This is a genomic window from Streptomyces sp. NPDC060002 (genome assembly GCF_042737245.1).
GTDB lineage: Bacteria > Actinomycetota > Actinomycetes > Streptomycetales > Streptomycetaceae > Streptomyces.
The window spans coordinates 1-15,970 of sequence record NZ_JBHWUW010000011.1 but is presented as its reverse complement, the minus strand read 5'-3'; the positions used below and the strand labels follow the sequence as shown (position 1 = coordinate 15,970).

Below are 15,970 nucleotides of genomic sequence, written 5' to 3'. Positions count from 1 at the left end.
CATGCTGAAGTCACCTCTAAAATGCGCACGTCAGGGCCGCTCCAGAGCCGCAGCGCCCACCCTCTGCTCTCTGCCCGTACGAGGAGCCGCACCCTCATGGCCGAACACCCCGCCTACCCCGTAGGCCTCCGTCTCTCCGGCCGCAGGGTCGTCGTCCTCGGCGGCGGCCAGGTCGCCCAGCGCCGCCTTCCCGCGTTGATCGCGGCAGGCGCCGACATCCACCTCGTGTCCCCCGCGGCGACGCCGTCGGTGGAAGCGATGGCGGACGCGGGCGAGATCACCTGGTCGAGGCGCCCGTACGCCGAGGGCGATCTCGCCGAGGCCTGGTACGCCCTCATCGCCACGAGCGATACCGAGGCGAACGGCCGGGCCTCCGTCGAAGCCGAGGAGCACCGTGTCTGGTGCGTCCGCTCCGACGACGCCGAAGCCGCGACCGCCTGGACCCCGGCGACCGGCCACAGCGAGGGTGTCACGGTCGCCGTGCTCACCACCGACGCCCGTGGCCGCGACCCGCGCCACACCGCCGCCATCCGTGACGCCGTCGTCGAGGGTCTGCGCGACGGCACCCTCGTCGCCCCCCACCACCGCACCCGGACCCCCGGTGTCGCGCTGGTCGGCGGCGGTCCCGGCGACCCGGACCTGATCACGGTCCGCGGGCGTCGCCTCCTCGCCGAGGCGGACGTCGTCATCGCCGACCGGCTGGGCCCGCGCGACCTCCTCGCCGAACTCCCGCCGCATGTCGAGGTGATCGACGCGGCGAAGATCCCCTACGGCCGGTACATGGCCCAGGAGGCCATCAACAACGCGCTGATCGAGCACGCCAAGCAGGGCAAGTCGGTGGTCCGCCTCAAGGGCGGGGACCCGTATGTCTTCGGCCGTGGCATGGAGGAGCTCCAGGCCCTCGCGGAGGCCGGTATCGCCTGCACGGTCGTGCCGGGCATCTCCAGCTCGATCTCGGTGCCGGGCGCGGCCGGCATCCCGGTCACGCACCGGGGCGTGGCCCATGAGTTCACCGTGGTCAGCGGGCATGTCGCCCCCGACGACGAGCGTTCCCTGGTCGACTGGCCCTCGCTCGCGAAGCTCACCGGCACCCTGGTGATCCTCATGGGCGTCGACAAGATCGGGAAGATCGCCGAGACGCTCGTCGCGCACGGCAAGTCGCCCGACACCCCGGTGGCCCTCGTCCAGGAGGGCACGACGGCCGCCCAGCGCCGTGTGGACGCGACCCTCGCGACGGTCGCCGAGACGGTCCGTACGCAGGAGGTCAGGCCCCCGGCGGTGATCATCGTCGGCGCGGTCGTCGCCGTCGGCTCGCGGAGCTCCGAGTAACCGCGGGTAACCCAACCGTTCCGAGCCGTTGGCAGCACACCCAGGACAAGGCAGTATCACCCTGTGGCCGATCTCATCACCGTTGAGGACCCCGACGACCCGCGCCTGCGCGACTACACCGGCCTGACCGACGTCGAGCTGCGCCGTAAGCGCGAGCCCGCCGAGGGCCTGTTCATCGCCGAGGGCGAGAAGGTCATCCGCCGGGCCAAGGGCGCCGGGTACGAGATGCGCTCCATGCTGCTCTCCGCCAAGTGGGTCGACGTCATGCGCGACGTCATCGACGAGCTTCCGGCGCCGGTCTACGCCGTCAGCCCGGAGCTCGCGGAACGGGTTACCGGCTATCACGTCCACCGCGGCGCGCTGGCCTCCATGCAGCGCAAGCCGCTGCCGGACGCCGCCGAACTCCTGGTGTCCGCCCGCCGGGGCGTCGTCACCGGAGATCGGCCGGACGGCGCGGGGGAGCGCGTCGCGATCTTCGAGGGATTCGTCGATCACGCGAATCTCGGGGCGGCCTTCCGGAGTGCCGCCGCGCTCGGCATCAAGGCGATCCTGCTGTCACCGGACTGTACGGACCCCCTCTACCGGCGGGCGATCAAGGTGTCGATGGGCGCCGTCTTCTCGGTCCCCTACGCCCGGTTCGACGCCTGGCCGGCCGGGCTCGACGTCGTGCGCGACGCCGGGTACGACATCCTCGCCATGACCCCGGACGAGAAGGCGACCCCCCTCGACGAGCTGAACCCGGAACGCTTCGAGAAGAGCGCCATCATGCTGGGCTCGGAGGGGCACGGACTCTCCACGTACGCCCTCCGCGGGGCGGACGAGTGGGTGCGCATCCCCATGTCCGCGGGGGTCGACTCCCTCAACGTGGCGGCCGCTTCCGCCGTCGCGTTCTACGCGACCCGGCCGAGACCCGCCTGAGAGCCGGACGGCACGCGAAATGAGGGCCGGAGGACGACAGGGTGCGTCCGGCCCTCACCCGCGAGTGGCCGCGGTCAGCGGTGGTGGCACTCCCAGTGCCCCTTGATCCACTGGTGGTCCCAGTGGCCGTGAACGTAGACCCACTTGTAGGTGTAGTGGTTGTCCCAGTGGCCGTGGTGCCAGGTCTTGTGGTTGACCCGCTTCTTCTCCCAGTGGCCCTTCACCCACTTCTTCTCCCAGTGGCCCTTCACCCAGTGGCAATTACCGTCGTGGTCGGTGGTCACCACGGACGAGGGGGAAGGAGGAGCGGGGGCCGCGGTCGCCGCGCCGGACATGCCGAGCAGGGCCCCTCCGGCCAGTAGGCCCGTCGCGGCGGCCCCGGCCACCAGGCGGCGGGCTCGCAGGAAAGCGGTCATCGGACACATCTCCCTTGAACGTTCAGCGAAGAGCACGTTCGACGAGGCCGGGCCGTTCTCGTCCACCGGCCGCGCCGATGGCGTGGGGTGGATCCGTGAGGAACGCCGTTCCCCGTCTCGCTGTGCCGGACGCGGGGGATTCGGACCCGAAAGCCGGACGGATGACGAGAAAGCGGAAAAATGTAGCGGCAGCATAAAGACCGAGGCGTCCACGCGGGTCTGCGGACCCTCCGCTCGCCCGGCCGGGTGAGAACCTGAGGCTTTCGTGTACAACAGGGCGGCATCCGCGTGCTGTGCGGCTACGAATCCCCTGCGAACCAAAGCCGTCCCCGACGAATCGTTCCAGGGGAGCTCTCATGTCCATGACCATGTCACCGCCGACGTCACCGCCCACGGCGGCGTGTTGTGCCGTCGCCCTGCCGCACTCCAGGCGGGCCCCCTCCGTCGCCCGTCAGGTCAGTGAGAGATGGCTGAAGGCGACCGACCCGGTCGATCGCGTGCCGGACGCGGTCCTCGTCGTCTCCGAACTGGTGACCAACGCGGTCCGCCACACCTGTGGTCCCTGCACGCTGACGCTGACGGTGCGCGACGGCCGGCTGGACATCGCCGTCGCCGACCACAGCGAGGAGCTTCCCGAGCTCCGGCGCCGTTCGGACGGCGACGAGCGCGGCGGCTTCGGCATGGGGGTCATCCGCGGGCTGGGCGGACAGATCAGGCTGGTCCCCGCCATCGGCGGCAAGACCGTACACGTCCTGCTCGACCTGAGATCCGCGAGCGGCCCGTCCCCGGAGCGGTGAGGAGCCTCCCGGTGCAGGTCCCCTCCCTCCGCACACGCCGCGGGCGGGCCGTCCGAACCCAGCACGAGGCACGAGGCACGAGGGGAGCAGGGCTTTGCCGCACAGCTTCGATCCGGACGCCCGAGTGGAGGACCTGCTGGCCCGGGTGGCGGGTGGCGACCAGGACGCGTTCACCGGCGTCTACGACGCGCTGTCCGGCAGTGTCATGGGACTGGCCTGCCGGATCCTGCGGGACGTCGCTCAGGCGGAGGAGGTGACCCAGGAGGTCATGATCGAGGTCTGGCGCACCGCGGACCGCTACAGCCCCGAGCGGGGAACGGCGAAAGCCTGGGTGCTCACCGTGGCCCACCGTCGGGCGGTGGACCGGGTACGTTCCGCGCAGGCCGGCGCGGAACGCGAACAGCGCACGGGCATCCTCGCGCCGGAGCGCCCCTTCGACGAAGTGGCCGAGATCGTCCAGGACCATGACGAACAGCGACGGCTCCACCGCTGTCTCACCGCGCTGGCCCGCCAGGAGCGAGTGCCGCTGATGCTCGCCTACTACCAGGGCCTGACCTACCTCGAGGTCGCCGACGCCCTCGCCACCCCCGAAGGAACGGTGAAGTCCCGAATGCGCGCGGGACTCCGGCGGCTGCGCGCCTGTCTGGAGGCGGACGCATGACACCTGAGGAGGACCGCCACCTGGCCATCGGCGCGTACGCGCTGTACGCCCTGCCGCCCGCCGAGGAAACCGCCTTCGAGAACCATCTCGCCGGTTGCGAACAGTGCCACCGGGAGGCCGTCGGCCTCCTGGAGACCACCGCCCGGCTCGGCGCCTCGGTGCAGAGCGTCCCGGTGACTCCGCAGGCACGCGCCCGCACGCTGCAGGCCGTCGCCCACACCCGCCAGGACCGGGTCCCGCACCGCCCGAGGGCCCCCGGCCGCCGGGTGCTGCGCCTCGCGCTCGCGGCGAGCATCGCGGCGGCCGCCGTGCTCGGCGGAATCGCCGTCCGGCAGCACGTCGAGGCGGACGACGCGCGCACCCGGGCGGTCCGGGCCGAGCAGCAGGCCCGCACCGCGGGCGCCGCGATCACCGAGGTCCTCACCGCGCCCGACGCCACCGTCCACACCGGAAGCCTGACCGGCGGGACCACCGCAGCCGTCGTGGTCTCCCTCGACCAGGCGCGGGCGGTCTTCGCCGCGTACGGTCTTCCCGCCCTGACCGGGGGCAAGGTCTACGAGCTCTGGTACGCGGCCGAGGCGGGCGATGTCCGCTCGGCGGGCCTGGTGACCGGCAGCGCGCCGAACGGCTCCCACGTCCTGAAGGGATCGCCCGCCGACGCCGTCGCCGTGGGAATCACCGTCGAACCGGCCGGCGGCTCGGCGCAGCCCACCACCGAGCCCCTCGGCGTCATCCCGCTCGACGTCTGACACGGTCCCGCCCGCCTTCCGGCAGCCCGCGGGCCCGGCCCCGGGTCAGTCGCCGAGCGGGCCGCCCGGCCGCGGGGGGAGGTGCTGCTGTTCCTGCCGTACGACGCCGTCACCGCCGCCGAGCCCGCGCGCCGGACCCTGGCAGCCCTGGACGACCGCGATGCCGAGCGCGACCAGCAGGGTCACCACGACGAACACGAACAGCCGCTGGCGCAGCAGCCGCGGATTGGCGGGCCGCCGCCCGGTTCCCGTGGTTCTCGGCCCAGGGCGCCGGGCCCCGCCTCGGGACGCCGGCCGGTTGCCGCTGCCCGGGCGGGTGTTGCGCGAGGGGGCCGGCCGGGCCCCGGACCGCGACGACGAGGCACCGGCGCCCCGTGCGGCGTTGCCCCCGCGAGCCGGCGCTCCGCCCCGCGAAGGAACCGAACCGCGCGAGGGCGGCGCCCCGTTCCGCGGCGGCGGAGTGCCGGGCCCGGCCTGGTGGCGCAGGGTGCGCTCCGGGTAACCGGTTTCGGAGAGCCGCCCCGTGGGCCGGTCCGCCTCGGCCGCCCGAGGCGCCGGAGGGCGCGCGTCCGCCAGACCCTGGGCCTCCCGGGTCGCGATCTCCTTCAGGCGCAGCGAGAGATCGAGGGTGCTGGGCCGCTCCTCCGGATCCTTCGCCAGACAGGCCCGCACCAGCGGGGCCAGCGCGTCCGGTACGCCGTGCAGATGCGGCTCCTCGTGCACCACGCGGTACAGCATCACCTCGGAACTGCCGTGCCCGAAGGGCGAATCGGCCGTCGAGGCGTAGGCGAGCGTGGCGCCGAGCGAGAACACGTCGGTGGCCGGGGTGACCAGAGCCCCGCGTACCTGCTCCGGCGCGAGGAACCCGGGGGAGCCGACCGCCGTACCCACGTGCGTCAGCGTGGAGGCGCCCGTCGCCCAGGCGATGCCGAAGTCGATGATCCGCGGGCCCTTGGGGGAGAGCAGGATGTTGGAGGGCTTCAGGTCCCGGTGCACGACCCCGGCCTCGTGGACGGCGACGAGCCCCTCCGACAGCGCGGCTCCGATCGAGGCCAGCTCGGCGGCCCCGAGCGGACCCTCGTCGTTGACCTTGTCGTGGAGGGAGGGCCCGGGCACGTACTGGGTGGCGAACCACGGCCGGTCGGCGTCCAGGTCCGCCGCGACCAGCCGCGCCGTGCATCCGCCGCGGATCCGGCGAGCGGCCGAGACCTCGCGCGCGAACCGCGACCGGAACTCCTGGTCCTCCGCCAGATCGGGCCGGATCACCTTCAGCGCGACCCGCTGCCCCTTCTTGTCGGAACCCAGATAGACGACGCCCATCCCGCCCGCGCCGAGCCGTCGGTGAAGCCTGAACGAGCCGACGACGCGCGGGTCCTCGCGCCTCAGGCGCATCATCGCCATGTTCATCCCCGCTGCCCGGTCCGTGTGACGTGGCACAGCTTACGTTTCCACGGCCGTTCGCGCGCAGAGGCCGCGCCCTCTCGTACCGATCGATTGTCAGTGCCGGGTGGGGGACTTGAAGGGTGGTCAGCAACCCTGCGAACAGGCAGGGTTTGGCGGCACGGCGACCCCAACCGCCGCTCGGGCACGGTGGATTGGACCCGAGGCAGGTGACCGTGCGCGGACCGTCACGGAGGCCGGCGACGGGAGGCGGAACCGGCGGGCGACGGCCCGCCGGGCGGCCCTGTGAGGGGTGACGGCGGTACGGCAGGGGGCGGCTTGAGTGAGCGAAGTCACGGCCGGGCGTCCGGCCTCACGTCCTGAGGCGGTGCGGGAATCCGGCCAGGACCGGAGAGCCCCTCCGGGAAGACCCCGAGACCCAGGACCATTTCTCCACCCAGGGGAGTACTCCGCAGGTCATGGCTCATCCTCCGGGAGGCCCGGCAATCGGTACGAGGGCATGACGTCCGCCGGCCGTCCCGCGCCTAGATTTGAGGTCAAGCGGCGGGTGCAGCACTCGTCCCCCGAGGTCAGACACCCGCCGCTGCCTACGACAACTGATCAGGTCAGGAGAGGGACCATGGCCCTTACGGCACCGCGGACGATGATCCGCACTCCGGGACGCGGTACGCGTCCTCGTCGCACGGGCCGCCGCCACCCCCTGGTGGCGACGCTGATGGCCCTTCCCCTGGCGGTCCTGCTCCTCGTCGTCTTCGACGGCTGGGAGACGGTGGCCACACAGGCGTCGTCCGTGGGAGTGATGCTGGGGCGCTGAGCGGCGACCCCAGGCCCGGATGAGCGGTTCGGGCGGGGACATCAACCTATGAAACCCCGTGGGGACGGGGGTGCGGCGGACGGCAAAAAATGCAGGCGCAGCTGGGGAGCTGCGCCTGCATTGCTTTTCCCGGCGGCCCGCGAAGCCCGTACCGCCCCCGCCACTGCGACGGCCCCGCGACTCGGGTGACCCGCCTGCGTACCCTCGCGGGGAGACCCGCACGCCGCCGCCCAGGGAGCCCCGTGACCGCGCACCCCCTGCTCACCGAGCTCGCCCGCCGAGCCGGAGCCAAGGCGCACGAGGCCACGCCGGCCTGCCTCTGCGGCGCGGCCACCCTCGCCGACCGTCCCGACGCCACCGTCGTCCGGCATTCCGACACGGTCGCGAAGGCGCACGCCCCGGACACCGACCCGGCCGCACTCACCCCGCGCCTCGCCCTGGCGGCCCGCATCCCCGACATCCTCCTGCCGCCGCTCACGCCGGCTCCGGCCGCCCTCCACGGCCGTCTCGTGACCTTCTGGCCGTACGGCGCTCCGGTGGACCCGGACGATCCCGACCTGGCTCCCTGGGAGGCCGCGGGCGCCCTGCTCGCCCGTCTGCACCGCACCCCGGCGCCGACCTCGCTCCCGGAGATGCGCGGTCCCGCCAAGGCCGCCCTCGCCGTGGCCCGTCTCCGCGCGGCCGGACCGCACCCCGCGGTCGCCCCGGTCCTGAGCGCCTGGCGCGCGCTTCCCGCCTGGGCCCGCGCCGAGGCCCCCATGCCCGACACCACCACCCTCTGCCACGGCGATCTCCACCTCGGCCAGCTCGTCCGCCACCCGGCACCCGACGGGCCCTGGCGCCTGATCGACGTCGACGACCTCGGCGTCGGTGTCCCCGCCTGGGATCTCGCCCGCCCGGCCGCCTGGTACGCCTGCGGCCTGCTCCCGCCCGAGGAGTGGGCCCGCTTCCTCGCCGCCTACCGCGCCGAGGGCGGCCCCGCCGTCCCCGGGGAAGGGGACCCCTGGTCCGCCCTCGACGTACCGGCTCGCGCACTCACCGTACAGACGGCGGCACGTTCCGTCACCAAGTCGGTCGCGCAGGGCCGGGCGTTGGACGAGGTCGAACAGTGTCTGGTCGACGCCTGTGCCCGAATGGGTTCCATCCCCCCGCAGTTGACGGCGAGCCGCGCGAAGTAGGGTGCAACCGACCGCAGCCGGACAGTGTCTGTCCTGGCGGTACGCGAAACAGCACCGACCGGCGAGGAGTTGAGCCGAACCATGCAGTGCCCGAAGTGTCACGCTCAGATGCACACGTACAACCGCAACGGCGTCCAGATCGAACAGTGCAGCAACTGCCGCGGGATCTTCCTCGACTACGGCGAGCTGGAGGCGCTCACCCGCGTCGAGTCCCAGTGGTCCCAGCCGGCTCCGCCGCCCCCGGGCGCCCCGCAGGCGTACCCCGCCGCCCCGGCCGCTCCCGCGTGGGGAGCCCAGCACGGCGGCGGTCACCACGGGGGCCACTACGGCGGTCACCACCGTCAGAAGGGCTTCGGCCACATGCTGTTCTCCAGCTGAGCCGGCGCAGACGAGAAGCCCCCGACCGCGAAGGCGGCCGGGGGCTCTCGGTGTGTGGACGATACTGGGATTGAACCAGTGACCTCTTCCGTGTCAGGGAAGCGCTCTCCCGCTGAGCTAATCGTCCTCGGGATCACGACGCGAAGGCCGTGTGCACTGCGTGCGCGATACTGGGATTGAACCAGTGACCTCTTCCGTGTCAGGGAAGCGCTCTCCCGCTGAGCTAATCGCGCGGGTTCGGATCTTCGAACAGATCCAGTGGACGATACTGGGATTGAACCAGTGACCTCTTCCGTGTCAGGGAAGCGCTCTCCCGCTGAGCTAATCGTCCTTGGAGGTGGAGACGGGATTTGAACCCGTGTAGACGGCTTTGCAGGCCGTTGCCTCGCCTCTCGGCCACTCCACCAGGAGTGCAGGGGCCCCGCAGGACCCCTTGTTCCTTCGAGCGGACGACGAGGCTCGAACTCGCGACCTCAACCTTGGCAAGGTTGCGCTCTACCAACTGAGCTACGTCCGCCTGTCGGTTCGGTCGGCTCTCGCGTCCCGGCGACGTGTTGAACTCTAGCGGATTCCCGGGCCAGTACAAAAACGCGTTTGTGCAGCGTGCTGCGCTGTGTGTACTCGCGGACCTGGTCAGGGCCCCCGGCCGGGGCGTGCGGGACATGCCCGGAGCACCTCTCGAGCCACCCGCCATACACTCGACCACGTGCTCGACCTCCCTCCTCTCGCCCGTTTCGGCACCCGTGTCGCCACCGGCCTCCTCGACGTGACCAGCGATCCGGCGGCCCTCGACGGCGCCGGTTTCTGGGCCGTCTGCGCCGACTTCGAGGGCCGTCCGGTCTGCGCGCGCTTCGCCGACGTACGCGAGGAGCCGGTGCCCGCTCCCGTGCCCGGGGCGTGGCGAGGGCCCTCGGCCGGTGACTGGAAGTCCTCGCTCGACCGCAATGCGTACACGACGGGCGTGCGCCGCATCCGGGAGCACATCGCGGCCGGCCAGGTGTACCAGGCCAATCTCTGCCGGGTCCTGTCCGCGCCGGTCGCGTCCGACGCCGACGTGGACGCGCTGAGCGCCCTGCTGGCCCGGGGCAACCCGGCGCCGTACGCAGGAACGATTCGTCTGCCGGCGCACGGCATAGAGACGGCCACCGCGTCGCCCGAACTCTTCCTGCGCCGCGACGGCCGGGTCGTCGAGTCCGGGCCCATCAAGGGCACCGGACGCACCGAGGCGGACCTCCTGGAGAAGGACCACGCCGAGAACGTGATGATCGTGGACCTCGTCCGCAACGACCTCGGTCAGGTCTGCGCCACCGGCAGCGTGACCGTCCCCGACCTGTGCGCCGTCGAGAAGCACCCGGGCCTGGTCCACCTCGTGTCCACGGTCCGCGGCGAACTGCGCGACGGCGCCGGCTGGCCGGAGCTGCTCGACGCCGCCTTCCCGCCCGGCTCGGTCACCGGCGCCCCCAAGTCCAGCGCCCTGCGGATCATCGACGCGCTGGAGACGGCACCGCGCGGCCCGTACTGCGGCGGCATCGGCTGGGTCGACGCCGACCGGGGGACCGGCGAGCTGGCCGTCGGCATCCGCACCTTCTGGATCGACCGCGCCCCCGGGGGCCCGGCCGTGCTGCGCTTCGGCACCGGCGCGGGCATCACCTGGGGCTCGGACCCCGAGGCCGAGTGGGAGGAGACCGAGCTGAAGGCCTCCCGACTGCTCGCGATAGCGTCGGGAACGTACGAGGCCGAGGGAGAGGGACTGACGTGAAGATCTGGCTCGACGGCGGGCTGCAGGACACCGAGTCCGCCCGTGTCTCCGTCTTCGACCACGGACTGACCGTGGGCGACGGCATCTTCGAGACGGTGAAGGCGGTGGACGGCATGACGTTCGCGCTGACCCGCCATCTCGACCGGCTGACCCGCTCCGCGCGCGGCCTCGGCCTGCCGGACCCCGACCACGACGAGGTCCGCCGCGCCTGCGCCGCCGTCCTGGAGGCCAACCCGATGCCGCTCGGCCGGCTGCGTGTCACCTACACCGGCGGCTACGGCCCCCTCGGCTCCGACCGCGGCGAACACGGCCCCACCCTCGTCGTCGCCCTCGGGGAGACCACCCGGCGCGCCGACTCCACGACCGTCGTCACGGTCCCCTGGACCCGCAACGAACGCGGCGCGCTCACCGGCCTGAAGACGACCTCGTACGCCGAGAACGTCGTCGCCCTGGCCCGCGCTCACCAAAGCGGTGCCACCGAGGCGCTGTTCGCGAACACGGTCGGGCAGCTCTGCGAGGGCACCGGGTCCAACGTGTTCGTCGTCCTGGACGGCGAGATCCACACCCCGCCGCTCGCCTCCGGCTGCCTCGCGGGCATCACCCGCGAGCTGACCGTCGAGTGGGCCGGCGCCAAGGAGACCGACCTGCCGCTGGACGTGCTGGAACGGGCCGAGGAGGTCTTCCTCACCTCCACCCTGCGGGACGTCCAGGCCGTTCACCGCGTCGACGGGCGCGAACTGCCGGGCACGCCGGGGCCGGTGACTGCCAAGGCGATGCGGATCTTCGCCGAGCGCGCCGCCGACGACCTCGACCCGTAGAGTCCCGGCCCGGGCCCGGAAGGGCCCGGGAAATCAGGCTGACGTCGCTCGCCACGGTGGGTAGAAAAGCCCCTGATGACCACGACCCTGCGGCCGACCGAGCCGCTTCAGCGCACCGCCGACGGGGCGCTCTCGCGCCACTACCAGGTCTGTGTGAACAGCCGTCCCGTCGGAGCGGTCCACCTCTCGACCTCTCCGGGCTTCGGCGCCGACGTCGCCCAGATCGCCGACCTGCGCATCGAGGAACCGGACCGCGGGCGCGGCCGGGGCACGGTGGCCGCGCTGGCCGCCGAAGAGGTGGCCCGCGGCTGGGGCTGCAAACGGATCGAGCTCAGGGTGCCCGCCGACGCGGAAACCGCACTGCGGCTGGCGACGGCACTCGGCTACGTCCACCGCAATCGCGGCATGGAGAAACCTCTGGGTCCCACCGCTCCCCGACTGCCCGAGGGCAGCCGGGGCAGGCCCATGACGGAGGCCGAGTACCTGCCCTGGCTCGAACACGGCGTCGCGGCCTACGCCCAGGAGTGGGCGGATCGCGGGGTGCCCGAGGACGAGGCGTGGGCCAGGTCGCGGCGGGACCACGAACGCCTGCTGCCGCAGGGCCGGGCGACGGAGAACATGCTGTTCAGCGTCCTGGAGCAGGACGGCGCACGGGTCGGCACGCTCTGGGTCGCGATCATCGGCGACAAGGCGTTCGTGTACGACGTCGAGACCGACGAGGCCTTCCGCGGCCGGGGCCACGGACGTTCCCTGATGCTGCTGGCCGAGGCCCGGGCGATCGCGGCGGGCAAGCGCGTTCTCGGCCTCAACGTCTTCGCCGGCAACACCCCGGCCGAGCGGCTCTACGAGTCGCTCGGCTATCTGCCCGTGGGTTACTCGATGTACAAGAACCTGCTCTGAACCAGCCCGCGCGGAACCCGCCTCACGCCTGCTCGGCCAGCAACCGGTCGGCGATCTCCTCGATGCGCTCGCGCAGCCCCTCCTGGCTCTTGCCGCCGTCGAGACGTTCGCCGCCGATGACGTACGTCGGGGTGCCGGTGACGCCGATCGCCTTGCCCTCGGCCTGGTCGGCGTCCACGATCAGGATGTGCCGTCCGTCGATCAGGGCGGTGTCGAACTCCTCGGCGTCGAGACCGAGTTCACCGGCGACCTCGACCAGGAAGGGTTCTCCCGTCCGGGCCAGCTCCTCGACCCGGCCCAGCACGGCCTCGACGTACGGCCATCCCTGGCCCTGCTCCAGGGCCTCCTCGGCGGCCTGCGCGGCGGCGAAGGCGTGCTGGTGCTTCTCCAGCGGGAAGTGCCGCAGCCGCAGCTCCAGCCGGTCGCCGTACCGCTCGCGCAGGGCGCGCAGGTCGTCGAGAGCGCCGCGGCAGTCCGGGCACTGGAGCTCGCACCAGACGTCGAGGACGACGGCGGGACGGGCGGCCGCCGTGCCGGGCGCGGCGGCGGAGGCGGAGGTCGGGGACGAGTCGTTCATGACGCCAGTCTTCCAGTCCGGACCCCGGCCGCCCCAATCCGGACCACCGGCCGCCCGGACACCGGGGCTCTCTCGGCCGGACCACAGGGACGGCCCCGTGCGGCACCTGCGGTGGAGCCGACCCGGAGATGTCCCTGATGTCCGGCCGGAGCATGGCCCGCGAGCGGTGCGCAGGTGCAGGATGGAAGGGACGAGGCGCGGGCCGGCCGGCCGCGGTGCCGAGTCGACACCACCTCTGCCCGAGTGAATCCACGCCTGGAGGACCGGATGATTGCCGAGACCGTCTGTTCCGCCGCCGCCGTGGCCGGCCTGGGCATCGCGGTGGTCACCGCCTACCGCAAGCGTTTCCTGGCGGCCGCCCGCATCGCCGCCTACGCCTTGGTGCCGCTGGGCCTCGTGATGACCGGCGTCGTCGAGTGGGTCGCCGACACCGCCTTCAGCCCGACGGCCTGGGCGGGCTTCGCCGTGCTCGGCGGGGCCTGGGCCCTGTTCGCCACCACCCGCGTCGTGGAGCGCCGCCGCGGCGGCACCCGCAAGCAGCACAGAGCTGCGGCCCGTGCCGCGCGGGCCGAGCCGGTGGCCCCCGCCGCCTCCGCACCCTCCCTGGGCCAGGCCTCCCGTCCGGCGTCCCGTCCCGCGGACGCACCCCGCGCGACCGGCGGCTCCGAAGACTTCAGCGACATCGAGGCCATTCTGAAGAAGCACGGCATCTGACCCAGGGCCGATCACCCGTGCCCGTGGGGTAGCCCGGCGATGGAAACGACACAGTCAGACCGACGGTGCGCGGAAGTGATCACGGCTCGACAGCGACGTCATGGAATCCGGTGCACTCCCGCTCAATCCGGGCGGGTGATCGCGCGAGGGGCGTCACCTGCGTCATCATCGCCCGCGAGATGCTGGACACGACACAGAGCGACGCCGCGCCGAAGCAGGACGAGCCGCGCGGGTGCCTTTTCGCCCTTTCCCAGCCACCGCTGATGATCTTTCTGGCGGTGATCGGGTGTCTGCTGCTCATGGCTTCGCTGCATGATCTGCTGCTGCTCTGAGCCGTACCCGCGGTCCCCGGCGTCACCCGCCGGGGCCGCGTCGGCATCGACGGACACCAGGGACGTCAAGAGACGTCGAGGCCCGCAAGGAACTCCGAGAGGGATGCCTCGCGGCGGCCTCAGCCCGCCGCCTCCTTGCGGCGCGCCCGGTAGGCGGCCACGTGCAGGCGGTTGCCGCAGGTGCGGCTGTCGCAGTACCGACGGGACCGGTTGCGGGAGAGATCGACGAAGGCACGTCGGCAGTCCGGGGCCTCACAGCGCCGAAGCCGCTCCTGCTCCCCGGCCACCACGAAGAACGCCAGTGCCATCCCGCAGTCGGCCGCGAGATGGTCGGCGACGGAGGCGCCTGGCGCGAAGTAGTGAACATGCCAGTCGTAGCCGTCGTGATCAGTGAGACGTGGCGTGGTGCCCGCGGCGGCGACCAGCTCGTTGATCAGTGCGGCGGCGGTCCGCGGATCCGACGCCGCGAAGATTCCGGCGAACCGCCCCCGGATCTTGCGCACGGCGGACAGGTCGAACTCGGACAGCACGCCGACGTCGCTGATCTCGTGCTTTCGTACGAAATCCGCGAGGGCGGAGACATCCGGCAGCGCGTCCGGAGTCGTGTCGTCCTCCGGTGCGGTGTTCACCAGTTCCACCACGGCATCGAGTGCACACCGGGTGTCGTGGGTGATCAGCACATTTCGCTCCCTGGCCTGTGGGTCGGGCGAGCGCCCGCCGATGCTGGCCGATGGTAGCCGCACCGGGCGGTCGGGCAACGGCCACTCGTGGACCGGATCCCCGGGCGTCCGACGCCGGGAGGCCGGGGGAGTCCCGCCCGCGGGCGCCGGGCGCACGCCGACGCCGCCCCACGGGAGGCCCGTGGCACGGCGTCGGCGCATGCCCTATTCGGTTGTCCTGGCCCGAGCCGTCTCCCCGAGTGGACGGCGCCGGGCAGCTCGGTGTGAGCCTCGCCCTAGCTCTCCGCCAGGATGTGCGAGAGCTCCTGATCGAGATCGAAGTGCCGGTGTTCCGTGCCAGGGGGCACGGCGGCGTCCGTCCGCTTCAGGAAGGACTCCAGGGCCCGCGCAGGGGCCTCGAGCAGGGCTTCGCCCTCAGGAGAGCTCAGGGCGATGCAGACGACGCCCTGACCGTGACTGCGCGACGGCCAGACACGGACGTCGCCGGTGCCCGTCGGCCGGTGCAGGCCCTCGGCGAGCAGGTCGCGGGCGAACACCCACTCGACGGTCTCCTCGGCACCGGTGTGGAAGGTGGCGTGCACGGCGTAGGGGTCGGCCGTGTCGTACCGCAGGCCTGCGGGGACAGGCAGGGAGGACTCGCTCGACACAACGAGGCGCAGGTGCAGCTCGCAGCTGACCGTGGTGTTCATAAGCGCCAGGGCCTTTCGCTCAGTGTGCGCTCGGGGATTCGCACGTCGGCGAAATCGACATGCCACCTACGGTGCCGTTGTAAACCCCTCTGAGTGTTTTGCGTGTCTTTACGTAACTCTTCCGGCCGACAGTGCGTTCGCCCGGTACCACCATTCCGGTGACCGGATTCTCTCGGGTAGGGTCAGGCTGTATGAACACGGGGAGTGACGAGTCGGGCGAGGCGGTCATGGCGGCGGAGAGGTCGAAGCCGGGCGGAGCGTCGGAGGAGCGGGAAGCCCAGGGGCTCGGCTCCAGGGCGCCCGAATTCGTCAAGGCGCGCCGCATGCTGCACCTGAGCTGGCAGGTCGGGGTCTTCGTGATCGGCCTCGCCGTGGTGGCCGCCGGCATCGTCATGCTGCCGCTGCCCGGTCCCGGCTGGGTGGTGATCTTCGGCGGCATGGCCATCTGGGCGACCGAGTTCGTCTGGGCGCAGCTGGTGCTCCGCTGGACCAAGCGCAAGGTCACCGAGGCGGCCCAGCGCGCGCTCGACCCGAAGGTCCGCCGCCGCAACATCACCCTGACCGCGATCGGCCTCGTGATCATCGCCGTCCTGACGGGTGTCTACCTGTGGAAGTTCGGCTTCGAGATGCCCTGGAAGATCAAGGACCAGTGATCCGCCGCGGAGCTGCGGGGGCGGCTCGGCCGTGGTCACGGCCACCCGCTGACATGGGGTAATGTTCTCTCTGCGTCCGGGCGATTAGCTCAGTGGGAGAGCGCTTCGTTCACACCGAAGAGGTCACTGGTTCGAACCCAGTATCGCCCACCCGGAACGTGGGGCCCCCGGCGGGGACCCCAGAGAGGCCCCCGGGGGGGGGTGGCC

Annotated in this window: 19 protein-coding genes and 6 tRNA genes; 15 read left to right on the top strand and 10 right to left on the bottom strand. The window is 72.1% G+C overall.

Annotated elements, in window-relative coordinates; translation table 11 throughout:
- Window positions 1–96 precede the first annotated feature (96 nt).
- Complete coding sequence (gene cobA, locus ACFWBD_RS12960; RefSeq protein WP_385666316.1) at window positions 97–1,329, top strand: uroporphyrinogen-III C-methyltransferase; 1,233 nt, start codon at window positions 97–99, stop codon at window positions 1,327–1,329.
- 63 nt (window positions 1,330–1,392) lie between these two features.
- Entirely contained in the window at window positions 1,393–2,247 is an 855-nt protein-coding gene (locus ACFWBD_RS12955; RefSeq protein ID WP_385666314.1) for a TrmH family RNA methyltransferase, read from the top strand.
- Window positions 2,248–2,321: 74 nt separating this feature from the next.
- Here ACFWBD_RS12955 and ACFWBD_RS12950 read toward each other — a convergent pair whose 3' ends face one another.
- On the bottom strand, window positions 2,322–2,663 hold the full coding sequence (locus ACFWBD_RS12950; protein WP_385666313.1) for a hypothetical protein: 342 nt from the start codon (window positions 2,661–2,663) through the stop codon (window positions 2,322–2,324).
- A 356-nt stretch (window positions 2,664–3,019) separates the two neighbouring features.
- On the opposite strand from ACFWBD_RS12950, the gene ACFWBD_RS12945 reads away from it, so the two are divergent.
- The 3 genes from ACFWBD_RS12945 to ACFWBD_RS12935 all read left to right on the top strand — a co-directional run bounded on the left by ACFWBD_RS12945 (window position 3,020) and on the right by ACFWBD_RS12935 (window position 4,870).
- Entirely contained in the window at window positions 3,020–3,460 is a 441-nt protein-coding gene (locus tag ACFWBD_RS12945) for an ATP-binding protein (RefSeq protein ID WP_385666311.1), read from the top strand.
- Window positions 3,461–3,554: 94 nt separating this feature from the next.
- Complete coding sequence (sigK, locus tag ACFWBD_RS12940; protein ID WP_385666309.1) at window positions 3,555–4,121, top strand: ECF RNA polymerase sigma factor SigK; 567 nt, start codon at window positions 3,555–3,557, stop codon at window positions 4,119–4,121.
- On the top strand, window positions 4,118–4,870 hold the full coding sequence (locus ACFWBD_RS12935; protein ID WP_385666308.1) for an anti-sigma factor domain-containing protein: 753 nt from the start codon (window positions 4,118–4,120) through the stop codon (window positions 4,868–4,870). Before sigK ends, ACFWBD_RS12935 begins: the two co-directional genes overlap by 4 nt.
- 45 nt (window positions 4,871–4,915) lie before the next feature.
- On the opposite strand, the gene ACFWBD_RS12930 is transcribed toward ACFWBD_RS12935, so the two are convergent.
- Window positions 4,916–6,277, bottom strand: a complete 1,362-nt coding sequence (locus tag ACFWBD_RS12930; RefSeq protein WP_385666543.1) for a protein kinase — start codon at window positions 6,275–6,277, stop codon at window positions 4,916–4,918.
- Window positions 6,278–6,890: 613 nt separating this feature from the next.
- Here ACFWBD_RS12930 and ACFWBD_RS12925 point away from each other — a divergent pair.
- The 3 genes from ACFWBD_RS12925 (at window position 6,891) to ACFWBD_RS12915 (ending at window position 8,641) form a co-directional block, all read left to right on the top strand.
- Entirely contained in the window at window positions 6,891–7,085 is a 195-nt protein-coding gene (locus ACFWBD_RS12925) for a hypothetical protein (RefSeq protein ID WP_385666306.1), read from the top strand.
- Window positions 7,086–7,327: 242 nt separating this feature from the next.
- Window positions 7,328–8,263, top strand: a complete 936-nt coding sequence (locus ACFWBD_RS12920; RefSeq protein WP_385666305.1) for a phosphotransferase enzyme family protein — start codon at window positions 7,328–7,330, stop codon at window positions 8,261–8,263.
- Between the two features lie 81 nt (window positions 8,264–8,344).
- Complete coding sequence (locus ACFWBD_RS12915) at window positions 8,345–8,641, top strand: zf-TFIIB domain-containing protein (protein WP_355710555.1); 297 nt, start codon at window positions 8,345–8,347, stop codon at window positions 8,639–8,641.
- 55 nt (window positions 8,642–8,696) lie between these two features.
- Here ACFWBD_RS12915 and ACFWBD_RS12910 read toward each other — a convergent pair.
- The 5 genes from ACFWBD_RS12910 to ACFWBD_RS12890 all read right to left on the bottom strand — a co-directional run bounded on the left by ACFWBD_RS12910 (window position 8,697) and on the right by ACFWBD_RS12890 (window position 9,158).
- Window positions 8,697–8,768: transfer RNA gene (locus tag ACFWBD_RS12910), tRNA-Val, on the bottom strand.
- Between the two features lie 34 nt (window positions 8,769–8,802).
- Window positions 8,803–8,874, bottom strand: a tRNA-Val gene (locus tag ACFWBD_RS12905).
- A 26-nt stretch (window positions 8,875–8,900) separates the two neighbouring features.
- A tRNA-Val gene (locus ACFWBD_RS12900) sits at window positions 8,901–8,972 on the bottom strand.
- A 1-nt stretch (window position 8,973) separates the two neighbouring features.
- Window positions 8,974–9,047, bottom strand: a tRNA-Cys gene (locus tag ACFWBD_RS12895).
- Between the two features lie 38 nt (window positions 9,048–9,085).
- A tRNA-Gly gene (locus ACFWBD_RS12890) sits at window positions 9,086–9,158 on the bottom strand.
- Between the two features lie 189 nt (window positions 9,159–9,347).
- Here ACFWBD_RS12890 and ACFWBD_RS12885 point away from each other — a divergent pair.
- The 3 genes from ACFWBD_RS12885 (at window position 9,348) to ACFWBD_RS12875 (ending at window position 12,118) form a co-directional block, all read left to right on the top strand.
- Window positions 9,348–10,400: a chorismate-binding protein gene (locus ACFWBD_RS12885; RefSeq protein WP_385666303.1), complete on the top strand. Its 1,053-nt coding sequence runs from the start codon at window positions 9,348–9,350 to the stop codon at window positions 10,398–10,400.
- Window positions 10,397–11,218, top strand: a complete 822-nt coding sequence (locus tag ACFWBD_RS12880) for an aminotransferase class IV (RefSeq protein WP_385666301.1) — start codon at window positions 10,397–10,399, stop codon at window positions 11,216–11,218. The genes ACFWBD_RS12885 and ACFWBD_RS12880 overlap by 4 nt, the downstream gene beginning before the upstream one ends.
- A gap of 75 nt (window positions 11,219–11,293) precedes the next feature.
- Window positions 11,294–12,118 (top strand): GNAT family N-acetyltransferase, encoded by an 825-nt coding sequence (locus ACFWBD_RS12875; RefSeq protein ID WP_385666299.1) that lies wholly within the window; start codon window positions 11,294–11,296, stop codon window positions 12,116–12,118.
- Between the two features lie 22 nt (window positions 12,119–12,140).
- Here ACFWBD_RS12875 and ACFWBD_RS12870 read toward each other — a convergent pair whose 3' ends face one another.
- Window positions 12,141–12,695, bottom strand: a complete 555-nt coding sequence (locus ACFWBD_RS12870) for a DsbA family protein (RefSeq protein WP_385666298.1) — start codon at window positions 12,693–12,695, stop codon at window positions 12,141–12,143.
- A gap of 267 nt (window positions 12,696–12,962) precedes the next feature.
- Here ACFWBD_RS12870 and ACFWBD_RS12865 point away from each other — a divergent pair, with 267 nt between their 5' ends.
- Both ACFWBD_RS12865 and ACFWBD_RS12860 read left to right on the top strand, forming a co-directional pair.
- Window positions 12,963–13,409: a hypothetical protein gene (locus tag ACFWBD_RS12865; RefSeq protein WP_385666296.1), complete on the top strand. Its 447-nt coding sequence runs from the start codon at window positions 12,963–12,965 to the stop codon at window positions 13,407–13,409.
- Window positions 13,410–13,588: 179 nt separating this feature from the next.
- Window positions 13,589–13,741 carry a hypothetical protein gene (locus tag ACFWBD_RS12860; protein WP_199825075.1) on the top strand — a complete coding sequence of 51 codons (153 nt, stop codon included), beginning with the start codon at window positions 13,589–13,591 and terminating at the stop codon, window positions 13,739–13,741.
- 119 nt (window positions 13,742–13,860) lie between these two features.
- On the opposite strand, the gene ACFWBD_RS12855 is transcribed toward ACFWBD_RS12860, so the two are convergent.
- Both ACFWBD_RS12855 and ACFWBD_RS12850 read right to left on the bottom strand, forming a co-directional pair.
- Complete coding sequence (locus ACFWBD_RS12855) at window positions 13,861–14,421, bottom strand: CGNR zinc finger domain-containing protein (RefSeq protein WP_385666294.1); 561 nt, start codon at window positions 14,419–14,421, stop codon at window positions 13,861–13,863.
- Between the two features lie 275 nt (window positions 14,422–14,696).
- Complete coding sequence (locus ACFWBD_RS12850; RefSeq protein WP_004002642.1) at window positions 14,697–15,110, bottom strand: SsgA family sporulation/cell division regulator; 414 nt, start codon at window positions 15,108–15,110, stop codon at window positions 14,697–14,699.
- A gap of 191 nt (window positions 15,111–15,301) precedes the next feature.
- Between ACFWBD_RS12850 and ACFWBD_RS12845 the strand changes: the two genes are divergently transcribed.
- Entirely contained in the window at window positions 15,302–15,763 is a 462-nt protein-coding gene (locus ACFWBD_RS12845) for a TIGR02611 family protein (protein ID WP_385666293.1), read from the top strand.
- 78 nt (window positions 15,764–15,841) lie between these two features.
- A tRNA-Val gene (locus tag ACFWBD_RS12840) sits at window positions 15,842–15,913 on the top strand.
- Window positions 15,914–15,970 lie beyond the last annotated feature (57 nt).